At 70.3% G+C, this 13624-nt stretch carries 8 protein-coding genes; 4 read left to right on the top strand and 4 right to left on the bottom strand.

From position 1 onward, the window contains the following. Positions 1–161: 161 nt before the first annotated feature. Positions 162–1892: a DUF4349 domain-containing protein gene (locus MB1_RS07810; RefSeq protein ID WP_169801619.1), complete on the bottom strand. Its 1731-nt coding sequence runs from the start codon at positions 1890–1892 to the stop codon at positions 162–164. Positions 1893–2177: 285 nt separating this feature from the next. Here MB1_RS07810 and MB1_RS07805 point away from each other — a divergent pair, with 285 nt between their 5' ends. Then, entirely contained in the window at positions 2178–3122 is a 945-nt protein-coding gene (locus MB1_RS07805) for an NUDIX hydrolase (protein ID WP_169801618.1), read from the top strand. Here the strand turns inward: MB1_RS07805 and MB1_RS07800 are convergent. Together MB1_RS07800 and MB1_RS07795 are read right to left on the bottom strand one after the other, a co-directional pair. Further along, a complete protein-coding gene (locus MB1_RS07800) occupies positions 3095–3832 on the bottom strand; it encodes a hypothetical protein (RefSeq protein WP_066905400.1) in 738 nt (245 codons plus the stop codon). The two genes, MB1_RS07805 and MB1_RS07800, sit on opposite strands and share 28 nt — an antisense overlap. A gap of 123 nt (positions 3833–3955) precedes the next feature. Next, complete coding sequence (locus tag MB1_RS07795; protein ID WP_066905398.1) at positions 3956–7240, bottom strand: error-prone DNA polymerase; 3285 nt, start codon at positions 7238–7240, stop codon at positions 3956–3958. Positions 7241–7433: 193 nt separating this feature from the next. Between MB1_RS07795 and MB1_RS07790 the strand changes: the two genes are divergently transcribed. Continuing rightward, positions 7434–9659: an MMPL family transporter gene (locus MB1_RS07790; protein WP_066905396.1), complete on the top strand. Its 2226-nt coding sequence runs from the start codon at positions 7434–7436 to the stop codon at positions 9657–9659. Between the two features lie 147 nt (positions 9660–9806). After that, positions 9807–11915, top strand: a complete 2109-nt coding sequence (locus tag MB1_RS07785; protein WP_066905394.1) for an SDR family oxidoreductase — start codon at positions 9807–9809, stop codon at positions 11913–11915. Between the two features lie 99 nt (positions 11916–12014). On the opposite strand, the gene MB1_RS07780 is transcribed toward MB1_RS07785, so the two are convergent. Further along, on the bottom strand, positions 12015–12770 hold the full coding sequence (locus MB1_RS07780; RefSeq protein WP_066905392.1) for an alpha/beta fold hydrolase: 756 nt from the start codon (positions 12768–12770) through the stop codon (positions 12015–12017). 186 nt (positions 12771–12956) lie between these two features. Between MB1_RS07780 and MB1_RS07775 the strand changes: the two genes are divergently transcribed. Beyond that, a complete protein-coding gene (locus MB1_RS07775; protein WP_169801617.1) occupies positions 12957–13595 on the top strand; it encodes a TetR/AcrR family transcriptional regulator in 639 nt (212 codons plus the stop codon). The last annotated feature ends 29 nt before the right edge of the window (positions 13596–13624 follow it).

Here is a 13624-nt window from a genome sequence, read left to right as displayed (position 1 = left end):
GGCCGATTCGAACGGCGCGAACCCGAGCGCCGACGATCCGAACACCACCGGCCCGGCTGCCCCCGTCGCCGACAACTGACGACGGGGGCGATCCGGGTCTGGGGTAATCCGGCTCAGTGGTGATCCGGGTCTGGGGCGATCCGGGTCAGTGTCAATCCGGGTCAGTGGTGGTCGGGCCCCTCGGCGGGCGGGTACGGCCGAGCGGACGAACCGGCCTCGCCGATCTCGACGAATTCGTCGTCCTCGTCCTCGTCCTCATCCTCGAACGACTCGACCGGCGGGACCTCGGCTGCGGTCGACTCCGCGGCGGAGTCGCCGGCGGCCGTCGCGGATTCCGTCCTACCCGCCCCAGCCGTGTCGGTGTCAGCGATACCGGTGCCGGCCGTGTCGGTGCCGGCCGTGTCGGTGTCAGCGATTCCGGCGCCGGCCGTGTCGGTGTCAGAGGTGCCGGGGTCTGTCGCGTCGGGGGTCTCCGGTGCCTTGTCGCCGGGCGTCGACTCCGGTGTCGTATCGACCTCCGGTGTTGTATCGGCCGCCTCGACGACGGGCTCGGGAACGGCGGGCACCGGCGTGGTCGGCGCCTCGGTTGCCGGCACCTCACCGGTCGGCGCCTCGTCCGGGACGCTCGGGGCCACTGCGGGCTCGGGCGTCGTGACCGCTTCGGCATCCGTGGCGTCGGCGGTGACCGGCTCGGAACCGAACTCCGACGGCGTCGGCTCGGCCGCGATACCGGCCGGTTCGGCGGCGGTGGCCACCGGGTCGGGTTCGGCGTGGTGACGGCCACCGGCCACCACCGCGCCGGCGATTCCGGCGGCGCCGGCAACCGCGGCCGTCGTAGCGGCCGATCCGCGCGACGACGCCTCGGTCGACGCGGGTTCGGCTGCACCCGATGTCGTGGGTGCGGCGGGTTCGACCGCGGCAGCGGGGCTCGGCGCGTCGGGCGTCGGCGTCGCGGCTTGGGTGACGACCGGCTCGGCAGCGGGTTCGGCCGGCGCGGCCGCGGCGGCCTTCTTCTGCTGCTTGAGGGCCTTGCGCTGCGCCTTGCGTTCGCGGCGGGCGGCACGGCGGCGGCGACCGGCCCGGCGCAAGCCGATCAGGAACCACACCACCAGGGCAACGATGCCGAGCAGGACCAGCCACGGGATCGCGGCACCGAGGAAGACGATCAGACCGCCGAGGGAGGCGAGCAGCGCCTTCCAGCCCTGACGCAACCAGTCGACGAAGCCGTCGCCCGGGACCTCGACGGTCTCGGTCGAGATCCACAGGTTCAGGGTGGCCAGGTCGACCTGATCGGATAGCGCGCGCTGGCGGGCGAGGAGCGCATCGAGGTCCTGCTGACGCTGGGTCAGTCCGGCCTCGGCTTCGATCACCTCGGCGGTATTGGTCGCCTCGGCCATCAACCGGTTGAGCCGGTCGATCGAAGCGCGCAGGGCGGCGACGCGGGCATTGACGTCCGCGACCTCGGCGGTGACGTTGGTGCGATCGACGGTGAGCTGGCCGACGGTTCCGAGCGCGGACAGGTCCTCGACGATCGAGTCGAAGTCGTCGGCGGGGATGCGCAGGGTCAGCGAACTGGAGGGCGCGGTGCCGCCGACGTCGGGGATATCGGTGCGTTGATCGACGCGACCGTCCGCCTCGTCGACGATCTCGACCGCTCGACTCGCGGTCTCGATCGGATCGCTCGACTGCAGGCTCAGGCTGCCGGTGACCACCTCGGAGCCCGTGCTCTGCGCAGTATCGGACCCGTCGGTTCCGGGTTGGGCGACCGCGGGGGCCGCCTCGGTACGGAACTCCGCCGGAGCCTCCGACGACCATCCGAGGTCGAAGGCGCCGTCACTCGTCGATGTCGACCCACAACCCGCCAACAACAGGGCGCTCGCAGCGAGCGCCATCACCGGCATCCACCGTGCCCGGGTGGGCCGGCTTCCCCTTCGTCCCATTCGCATGGGGGATTTATACCCTGCAAAAGTCACAGGAAGATCATTGGTCACAACGTCATCGCGACACGCCGAACGGACATTGCCGACACGCGGGCGAGCGCCGGTGACATGCGGTTCACCGCCCGAGCCCCCGCGAACTCGGGAGGCTTTGGGACACTTACGAGGGCCCGCACGACGACCGCTCCGGTGGTGCCGTCCGGCGGGTAGTTGGCCGCCGTCGTCACGATGGGAATCGACGTGAGTGAATCCGGACACCGTCCGCCCGGTGAGAGCGGACATCGGACGCCCCACCCGACGCTGACCGACGGTGTGGTGACGTTGCGGCCGGAGGATGCGGACGCCGACGAGGAGCGCCGGTTCGTCATCCAGGTCGACGACGCGGACGTCGGGCGGTGCTCGGTGCGGTTGGTCGACGAACACGTCGGCGCCCTGGACTGGGAGCTGCACCCCGACCACCGCCGACGCGGGTACGCCACCCGGGCGGCTCGCGTACTGGTCGACTACGCGCTGACCGCCACCGGCCAGGGCGGACTGGGCCTCGGGCGGGTCGAACTGCGGCTCGATCCGCGCGATACCGCCTCGATGCACATCGCGATCCGCGCGGGACTGCATCGCGAGGGCGTGCTGCGGCTGCCGCCGGACGCCGATCACGATCACATCGGCGAGTACGTGGTGCTGTCCCGGCTGACCAGCGACCCGCCGCTGTCCGAGCCCGACAGCTTCCGCACCCTGCTCAACTCCTTCCTGCCCCGCAAGCGCGCGATCGGGCAGCTGTTGATCCGCGACACCGCCGATCGGGTGCTGCTGTGCCAGCTGACGTACAAGTCGGACTGGGACCTGCCGGGCGGGGTTGTCGAGGTCGGCGAATCGCCCCGGCTGGCCGCCCAACGCGAGGTCGCCGAGGAACTCGGCCTCGACATCTCCGCGGGCGATCTGCTGCTGACCGACTGGATGCCCAGTTGGCGCGGGTGGGACGACGCGCTGTGCCTGGTCTTCGACGGCGGGCACCACGACCCGGCGCTGACCGATCGGGTGGTGGCGCAGACCCGCGAGATCCGGACGGCGGAGTTCTGCACCCGCGAACAGATCGCGAGTCGGTGCACCGACTTCACCGCGCGCCGGATCGCGGCGGCGGTGACCTCCGGCGGGGTGACCTATACCGAGTCGGGTCGGCCGGCGTAGTCGCCCGCCGCGGCCGGGCCGGGGCGGTTGTCCAGCAGGACCGCCACCGCGGTGGTCGACCGGATCCAATCCCCCAGTTCGGGATCGATGAAGTGGGCGAGGTCGAGCATGTCGGTGTGCAGCCCGGCGATGTCGAGCGCCCAGATCCGGTGGTGGTGGCCGATGCGGTTGCGCAGCATCCGCAGCCGACCGATCCGCTCCGCGATCACGTCCTGCCGCCGTCCCGGCATATGCGGGAAGGCGCCGGCGAGGTCCGGCCACAGGAACATCTGACGTTTCGAGACCAATTGGTGCCAGAAGCCGAAGGGGATCTCGGAGATCACCTGATTGGGCTCGACGGTCTTGCGGTTCTTCCGGACGCGGGACATCGCCATCGCCACGTCGACGTACGGGCGACTGTGCCGGTCCTGACGGCGGCCGAGTTCGCCGCGCTCGTCGTAGATCCAATGTCGTTGACCACCGAGGTCGGTGTTGCGCTGCGTCAACTGCCGGTCGAGCGCATTGCGCAGGGCCACCTCGAGGTGACCGATCCCGATCCACAGCTCCCCGGACAGCTCCCCGTTCCACCGGTAGAGCTCCGCGGCGGCGTCCCGGTCCCCCGCGCAGACGCTCACGTAGGTACCCAAGCGCGCCGCGGAGAAGTGCCGCTCGTGAAATCGCCACTGCGCCGACGCGGGCGTCTCGGTCCGGCCGCGGTGGTGGTTGCCCATACGTGGTGTCCTCGCGTAACGTTGGTTGGCGAACACCCCGGAACCGTCCCTGTAGTCGCGCCTCGGCGCGGCCGATCACACGGCCGGGGTTTTTGTATGTCCCGGGTCGCCCGGTCGGACACGTCACCGAAAGTCCCGTGATCGGCCGGCCACCCGGAGGTCGAGCGATTCGATTCTGTCCGCTTCCACCGACACAACCGACTCCGCGTTGCGGACGGTACCCCGCACGATCCACGCCGGCGCCGCCTGCGCGACGCGGCGATACCGCTTCCACACCCCGCGCGAACAGACGACGTTGATGATCCCGGACTCGTCCTCGAGGCTCACGAACGTCACCCCGGCCGCCGTCGCCGGCCGCTGCCGATGGGTGACCGCGCCCGCGACCAGCACGCGACGACCGTCGGGGATCTCGCGCAGTTCGGCGGCCGACACCACCCCCATCCCGACGAGGTAGTCCCGCAGGAATTGGGTGGGGTAGCTGTCCGGGGATACCCCGGTGGCCCAGACATCCGCGGCGGCGATCTCCCAGGCGCTCATCCCCGGCAACGACGGTGCGGGCGCCGGGGCGATCGTGCCCGGCAGCGTCTCGGGCCGGTCGGCGGCGACCGCGCCGGCCGCCCAGAGCGCCTCGCGACGGTCGATACCGAATCCACCCAGCGCGCCGGCGGTCGCCAACGCCTCCGCCTGCACGACGGTCAGTTCGACACGACGAGCGACGTCGGCGAACGAGACGTAGGGACCGGCGCGCTCGCGTTCGGCGACGATCTGCTCGGCGACCTCCGTGCCGATATGCCGGATCGCGGCGAGCCCCAGCCGCACCTCGAGGCCGGCCCCTTCCAGGTCGGCCAGAGCTCGGGAGGCGTTGACATCCGGCCCGTGCACCACCACCCCGTGTCGCCGCGCATCGGCGACCAGCGACTGCGGCGAGTAGAACCCCATCGGCTGGGCCTGCAGCAGTCCGGCGCAGAAGGCGGCGGGATAGTGCAGCTTGAACCACGCCGAGTAGAACACCAGCGACGCGAAGCTCTGCGAATGCGACTCCGGGAAGCCGAAGTTGGCGAAGGCTCGCAGCTTCTCGAAGATGCTGTCCGCCAGTTCCTCGCCGATGCCGTGCATCTCGCGAACACCGTCACGGAACCGTTTGCGGAGCAATTCCATCCGCTCGAGGCTGCGCTTGGACCCCATGGCTCGCCGCAGACTGTCCGCCTCGGCCGGGGTGAACCCCGCGACGTCGACCGCGATCTGCATCAACTGTTCCTGGAACAGCGGCACTCCGAGGGTGCGCCCGAGCGCCCGCTCGAGGGCCGGGTGCTCGAAGGTCACCTTCTCGATCCCGTTGCGACGCCGGATGTACGGGTGCACCGATCCACCCTGAATCGGGCCGGGGCGGATCAGGGCGACCTCGACGACCAGGTCGTAGAAGTTCTCCGGTTTGAGCCGGGGCAGCGTGGCCATCTGCGCGCGGGACTCGACCTGGAAGACCCCGACCGAGTCGGCGCGCTGCAACATCTCGTAGACACCCGCTTCGGCGAGGTCGAGCCTCGCCAGGTCGACGTCAACGCCGATATGCCGGGCGACCAGGTCGATCATGTAGTGCAGCGCCGAGAGCATGCCGAGGCCGAGCAGATCGAACTTCACCAGCCCGACCGCGGCGCAGTCGTCCTTGTCCCACTGCAGGACGCTGCGGTCGGCCATGCGGGCCCACTCGACGGGGCAGACGTCCGCGATGGGCCGGTCGCAGATCACCATGCCGCCGGAGTGGATGCCCATATGTCGGGGGTGGCCCTCGATCTGCGCGGCGAGGTCGAGGACCGGCCGCGGGATGCCGGTCTCGTCGGCGTCGGTCTCGCCGACATCCGACCAGCGGGTCACCTGCTTGGACCAGGCGTCCTGCTGGCCCGGCGAGAAGCCGAGGGCCTTGGCGATATCGCGCACCGCGGACTTTCCGCGGTAGGTGATCACGTTCGCGACCTGGGCGGCGTGGTCGCGCCCGTACGTGCGGTAGACGTGCTGGATCGCCTCCTCCCGCCGATCGGACTCGATGTCGACGTCGATATCGGGAGGCCCGTCGCGCTCCGGAGACAGGAACCGTTCGAAGAGCAGACCGCTGCCGACCGGATCGACGTTGGTGATGCCGATCGCGTAGCAGACCGCGGAATTTGCCGCCGATCCCCGGCCCTGGCAGAGGATGTTGTTGGTGCGGCAGAACGAGACGATGTCGTGCACCACCAGGAAGTACCCGGGGAAGTTCAGCTGGGCGATCACCTCCAATTCGTGCTCGATCTGCGCGTACGCCTCCGGCCGCTGCTCGGGGGTGCCGTATCTGTCGGCCGCACCGCGCATCGCCAGATCGCGCAGCCACCCGTTCTCGTCGTAGCCGGCCGGCACGTCGAACGGCGGCAGATCGGGGGCGATCAGGTGCAGGTCGAACGCACACTGCGCACCGAGCCGCGCCGCCCCCGCGACCGCATCCGGATAGTCGACGAACAATCGCGACATCTCCGCACCCGACCGCAGATACGCACCGCCGGCCGCGGGCAGCCACCCCTCGACGTCGTCGAGGCTGCCCCCGGAGCGCACGGCGGCCATCGCCATCGCCAACTCCCGCCGATCCGGACCGGCCATATGGGCCGCGGTCGTGGCGACGACGTCCAGGTGCAGACGATCGGCGATGCGGTTCAGCGCGTCGTTGTCCTCGTCGTCGCGGGGGTCGCCGAATCGGGTGAGTTCGACGGTGACCCGTTCGGCCCCGAAGAGGGCGACCAACTCCCGCAGCGCCAGTTCGGCGCCGCTGGGACCGAAGGACCGCAGGGCGCGGCGTACCCGACCCTTGCGGCAGCCGGTGAGGATCTGCCAGTGCCCACCGGCCGCCGCCGACAACTCGTCGAGGTCGTATCGGGGTCGCCCCTTCGCTCCCCCGCGCATATGCGCGATCGAGATCTGCCGCGACAGCCGGCGATACCCCTCGGGACCGCGGGCGAGCACCAGCAGGTGTTCACCGGCCGGATCCGGCACCCCGGTGCGTTCGATCGGTTCGTCGTCCGGCGCGCCGAGCGACAACTCGGCACCGAAGATGGTCTTGATACCGCACTGCCGGGCCGCCTCCGCGAAGCGGACCACCCCGTAGAAGCCGTCGTGGTCGGTCAGGGCGACGGCGGTCAACCCCAGGGCCGCCGCCTGCTCGGCCAACTCCTCCGGCAGGGAGGCGCCGTCGAGAAAGCTGAACGACGAGTGGGCATGCAACTCGGCGTACTCGATCGGCCCGCCGCCCGCACCGCGCCGGGCGGCACGCCCCCGCGCGGGGGCCGGCGGACCCGCCGCCGCCCGATCGTCTCCGGCGTCACCGGTCCGGCCGGACAGCATGCGTTCGAACTCGCTCCACCGCGGTGGTCCGCTGTCCCAACCCATGGTCCCTCGCTCCCCGTGTCGGCCCCGCATGGTTCTATTCGAACATGCGTTCGAACTTCTTCATTCAACGCCGGCCGCGCGGATCGCGCAAGACCGACGACGCGGCGATACGGTGAGCCGGTATCCGCCGCCGTCCCGACGCCCCACGGGCGTGTCGGGGCGGCAGCGGTCACACGTACTCGGGGGAACAACCATGCAGCGCAGTGCTGTCGCACCGACGCGTCACGACGATGGCGCGCGCGCCGACCTCGCCGCCGGCTCCGTTCGCCGCCGGCTCGCGCCGGTCGCGATCGTGGTAGGGGTTCTGTTGGCCGGGATCTGGGCGCTCGGCTTGTTCGAACGGCTCGGGGGCGGCGGCTACTACGCCCCGGACAGCGCATCCGCCCGGGCGCTCCCCTATGCCGCGGCCGCCGCGGGGTCTCCCGACGTGATCGCGGTATTCACCGCGCCGGAGGGCGGGTCGCTCGACGCCTGGACCGCGCCGATCACCGCGACGCTCGACGAGTTCGGCGCGACCCACCCGGACGCGCGGGTGATGTCGTACTGGACGAGCCCGGATCCGATCCGCGGTCGACTGGTATCCGCGGACGGGCGCACCGGATTGGTGACCGTCGCCTTCCCCGAGGTTCCCGTCGCGAGCATCGCCGACGCCGAGCGCCTGTTCGCCGATCTGACGCCGCCGGGTCTGGACCCCGGCTTCGCCGGCGATATCGCCCTCGACGTCGCCTTCGGCAGCCAGCTGCAGTCCGATCTGATCCGCGCCGAACTGATCGCGATCCCGCTGACGGCCATCCTGCTGGTCATCGTCTTCGGCGGCGTGGTCGCGGCCGCCGTCCCCGTGGTCACCGGCGCGCTCGCGGTGGTGGTCGCCCTGGTCCTGTTGCGGGCGTTGACCACCGTCGTCGAGGTGAGCGCCTTCGCGATCAACCTCGCCGCACTGCTCGGCCTCGGCCTGTCGATCGACTACGGACTGTTCCTGGTCAGCAGGTTTCGGGAGGAGCTGCGCCGACGCCGCAGGCGCTCGGACGGCCGGGACACCGTGGTGACCGCCGCGGTCCGGCGAACGATGCGCACGGCCGGCCGCACGATCGGGTTCTCGGCGATCCTGCTGGTCGCCGCGTTCCTCGGCCTGCTGGTCTTCCCGCAACCGGTCATCCGCTCATTGGGCCTCGGTGCGATCTGCGCGGTGATCGGGGCGGCCGCGCTGTCGCTGACCCTGGTGCCGCTCCTGCTGCTCGCCCTCGGTCCGCGGATCGATGCGCTGACCTGGTCGGCCGGCGCCGCCGACCGGGCCGATGAGCGTTCGGCGCGGTTCTGGACCGCCGTCGTCGGCCGTGTGATCCGGCGGCCGATCCCGGTCGCGGCGATCATCGCGCTGGTGCTGCTGGCACTGGCGGCGCCGAGCGCGGGTATCCGACTGGGCGGCATCTCGGCCGACGCGCTGCCCGCGGACTCCCCGACCCGGATGGCGTTCGAGACGATCCAACGCGACTTCGGCAGCTCGACCGATACCGCGCAGATCGTGATCATCGGGCCCGACGGGGTGCCGGAGGGGCCGACGATCAACTCGGCGGTGCTCGCCGCGCGGGCGACCACCGGGGTCGCGGACGTCCGGTTCGAGCAGGCGGTGACCCTCGACCGACCGGAATCCGGCGGGCCGGAAGCGTCCACCGAGCCGGGGACATCCGCCGCGGTGATCGCCGTGGACTACGACGTCGGAGCAGATCGCGAGCGGGTGGTGCGCGACCTGCGGACGATCGAGGTACCGGAGGGCAACCGGATCCTGATCGGCGGAGCGGCCGCCCTGGCGATCGACAACAACGCCGCGATCGTGGCCGCGCTACCGGCGATGGCGGCGATCATGGTCGGCGCCACGCTGGCGCTGTTGCTGGTCGCCTTCGGTTCGGTCCTGTTGGCGCTCAAGGCGGTACTGATGTCGGCGCTGAGCCTGGGCGCGACCTTCGGGGTGCTGACCCTCGTCTTTCAGGAGGGCTACGGGGCGGGCCTGCTCGGGATCACCCCGCAGCCGCTGGAAGCGACCTTCGTCGTGGTGATCGTCGCGATCGTCTTCGGCCTCTCGACCGACTACGAGGTCTTCCTGGTCTCCCGCATCGTCGAGTCCCGCGGTCGCGGCGCGGACACCGCGGAGGCGATCGTGGACGGCGCGCGGCGGACCGGGCGCATCATCACCGCCGCCGCCCTGATCCTGATCGTGGTCACCGGAGCGTTTGCCGGATCCGGCCTGGTCTCGATGCGCATGGTGGGCGTCGGGCTGATCGTCGCGTTGATCGTGGACGCGACGATCATCCGCATGCTGCTCGTGCCCGCCCTGACCCGACTGCTGGGCCCCGCGAACTGGTGGGCGCCGCCGCCGATCGCCGCCCTGCACCGCCGTTGGGGCATCGGGCACGACGGGTGACCGGAGGCCGCGGCCCCTTGCGCACAGCCATTTCTTACCGCAAAGTAAGGTTCGTTCTTACCGATGAGTCAGAACCGGAACTCCCCTGTTCCGGACCGTCGTCCCGAGGATGATCGACTCCGATCCGGCCGCACGACAGGAGATGCCGTGACCACCTATCTGTTCACCGGAGCGACCGGGTTCCTGGGTCGACATGTGCTGGCCCGCCTCCTGGACGCCGATCCGTCCGCGAAGGTGTACGCCCTGGTCCGACCGGGTTCGCTCGATCGCTTCGCCGCATTGGTCGACGCCCTCGACGCGGCCGACCGGGTACACGCCCTACCGGGCGACCTGACCGCGCCGGGCCTGGGAATCGCCGACGGGGCGATCCCACCGGCCGACCACGTCGTACATCTGGGCGCCATCTACGACCTGACGGTCGGCGACGAGCAGGCCGCCACCAATGTCGAGGGGACCCGGGCGATCGTCGAGCTGTCGATCGCCCTGGGCGCGACCTTGCATCACATCTCCTCGATCGCGGTGGCCGGCGACTGGGCGGGCGACTTCGACGAGACCAGTTTCGATGTCGGACAGGGCTTCCCGACGCCGTATCACCGCACGAAGTATCAGGCGGAGCGACTCGTGCGGTCCGCCGAGGGGCTGCGATGGCGGGTCTATCGACCGGCGGTGATCGTCGGCGACTCGACCACCGGGGAGATCGACAAGGTCGACGGCCCCTACTACCTGTTCGGACTGTTCGCACTGCTCGGGCACCTGCCGGCGGCGGTCCCCATGCTCACGCCGGACATCGGTGCGACGAATATCGTTCCGGTCGACTACGTCTCGGCCGCGATCGTCGAGCTGATCGGGCGCACGGCCGACGACCCGGACAACCACACCTTCCATCTGGTCGCCCCGCGCCCGCAGTCGATGCGGGAGATCTACAACGCCTTCGCCGATGCGGCGGGAGCTCCGCGAGCGGTGGCGACACTGCCTGCGGCGCTGGTCGATCCGGTGCTGCGCCCCTCGATCGGCGCCATTCGTTCGCTGCGCGACGCGGCCCTGTCGACACTGCGGATCCCGCCGGCGGTGGTCGACAATCTGGCGATCCCCACCCGCTTCGTCAACGAGCACACCCGTGCGGCGCTCGGCGACGCCGGTCCGATCGTCCCGGAACCGAGCAGTTACGCCGCCGTCCTATGGCGCTACTGGCGCGACCACCTCGACCACGTTCGCCCGCACCGCGATTCCGGCCCGACGGCCCTCGCCGATCGACACATTCTCATCACCGGCGCCTCCTCGGGGATCGGCCGCTCCACCGCGTTGTCGGTCGCCGCGAAGGGGGCGGTCGCGCTGGTGATCGCCCGCCGACGGGCCGAACTCGACGAGGTGGTCGCGGAGATCGTCGCTGCGGGTGGCCGCGCACGTGGCTACGTCTGCGACATCACCGATGACGACCAGGTTCGCGAGACGATCGCTCGGGTGCTGGCCGACAACGGCCACGTCGACATGGTGGTCAACAACGCCGGCCGCTCGATCCGGCGGTCGATCCACCGCTCGACCGATCGCATGCACGACTTCGAACGCACCATGGCGGTCAACTACTTCGGGGCGGTGCGCATCGTGCTCGCCCTCCTGCCGCATATGCGCGCACGCGGATTCGGCCACATCGTCAACGTCTCGACCGCCTCGGTCCAGGGCAGCACCCCGCGATTCTCCGGGTACGTCGCGAGCAAGGCGGCACTCGACGGCTTCACCGATGTCGTCGCGGCCGAGACCCTGCACGACGGGATCACGTTCACCACCGTGCACATGCCGCTGGTGGCCACCCCGATGATCGCGCCGACCGGGAACCTGAACGCCGGGCCGGTCGCCACCCCGGAATGGGCGGCGGCGATGGTGGTGCGCGGCCTGATCGAACGGCCGCAGCGCATCGACGATCCACTCGGCACGCTGGGTGAGTGGGGGTCGGTATTCGCGCCGGGCCTCAAGACCCGGCTGCTGAGTCGGTTCAATCGGCTCTACCCGGATTCGGCCGCCGCCCGGGGAGCGCGGCCCGACACCTCGGTCCCTGCGAGCCCGATCGGGGAGCCGGCGTCGAGTGCGACGTCCACCGGAGCGGCGGATGATCCCTCAACCCCGACCCAATCGGAACCGCCCCGATCAACCCCGAACCGATCGACACCGGTCGACGCGCTCCTGCGGGTGGCGACGCCGTGGGCGATGCCGAAGCCGGTGCGTCGCCTGGGCCGCCTGCTGCCCGGCACCCACTGGTAGACCGACCCGGCTCAGCGGGCGGGCCGGTTCAAGGGCCAGTTCAAGGGCCGGTTCAGGGGGCCGGTTCCGGCGGTTGAGTCAGGGGGTCCGGACGGGGTGTCAGTTCAGGAAGGACCGCAGGGCGGCGGCGAACCCCTCCGGGTCCGCCCGGTGCACCACATGCCCCACCGGGATGGTGACCACCCGCACGTCGGGGATCGTCGAGCGCAGGTCGTCGAGGCGGGCGCGGTCCATCATCCCTTTGGCCCCACCGTCGACCACCAGGACCGGCACCGGCAACTGCGAGACCGCCGACCACCACTGCGGATTGCGCGCCTGGATCGCCCCGCGCACCGCGGAGATCTGACTGCGATCGAAGTTCCACGCTCCGCGGGGGTTACGCAGCAGGAAGAACAATCCGTGCAGCAGGGACTCCCGCCGCTTCAGGGTGGGTAGTTCGGTGGGCCCATCCCAGCGCGGGGGCAGCGGGATGTCTTCGAGGACCAATCGCCGCACACGTTGCCGATCGGGTGACGCGGCACAGAGGGCCGCGACGAGACCGCCGAACGAGTGGCCGATCATGTCGACCGGCCGATCGGGAACGACGGCATCGGTGACCGCGTTCAGGTCGGCGACGAAGTCGTCCAGGAGATAGCGCTGCGCGCGGGCGGTCTGGCCGTGGCCCCGCATATCCGGGGCGATCACCCGCTGCCCTTGTGCGACCAGTCGATCGATCGTCGGCTCCCAGGAGCGCGAATCGGCGCTCAATCCGTGGACGAGGACGGTGACGGGCACGTCGATACCGGCGGTCGGATCGCTGTCCCGGTAAGCGATTCGCAGACCGCCGAGTCCGAGGGTGCGGTCAGCGAGGTGCATGCACGCAAAGCTTAGAGGCACCACCGGGCAAGACGCAGCAAACGTGACATTTCGGACCATCTCGCCCCCGGATACGGGCCCGATGTGCGATGAATCTCATAGTTCAGCCGACCGGTGAGCAACGCAATGAACGTGCAGCCGACTGAAAAGTTGCAGAGGTCGGCAAGATTCTGAATGCTGAGCCGGGTGGAAGGACTGCGCGGACTGCGCGATCGCAAGAAAGCGGCCACCCGTTGCGCTCTCGGCGCCGCCGCGCTGCGCATCGCCCGGGAGGTGGGCCTCGATCGGGCCACCGCCGAGACGATCGCGGGTGCCGCCAACGTATCCACCCGGACGTTCCACAACTATTTCGGCCGCAAAGAGGACGCGATCCTGTTCCACCTCGGTCGCATCGAGGAGCGCTGGACGACGGCATTGCGGGAGCGACCGGCCGATGAGAACGTCTGGGACGCGATCGAACGGGCCACCTCGACGATGCTCGAACGGTTTCCCGAGGATGCCGACGATCTGCGCGCCATCGTTTCCCTCAGCTCGACCTATCCACAGCTGACGGCATTGCGGCTGTCGAAGGATCGCGAGGGCCATCCGGTACAACAGGCGATCGCCGAACGCCTGCCCACCGGGACCGATGCCATGACCGTCACCCTGATCGCGCACGTCGCCGTGGTGACGATCAACTCCGCCCTGACGACCGCCGGCGACGACGCGGTGAGTCGCCGGCGCTACCTGACGGAAGGTTTCGCCCTGCTGCGCAACGGCTTCGGAACCCTGCCGGCCACGGTCGAACGTTCGGTAGAGCAGCCGGCCACCGAGACGCTCCACTGACCCGGACACCTCGCACCACCCGCGTCACC

Source organism: Millisia brevis NBRC 105863 (genome assembly GCF_001552615.1).
Classification (GTDB): domain Bacteria; phylum Actinomycetota; class Actinomycetes; order Mycobacteriales; family Mycobacteriaceae; genus Millisia; species Millisia brevis.
Note: the sequence above shows the minus strand (reverse complement) of the source record. Positions and strands in the feature narration are given on the sequence as shown.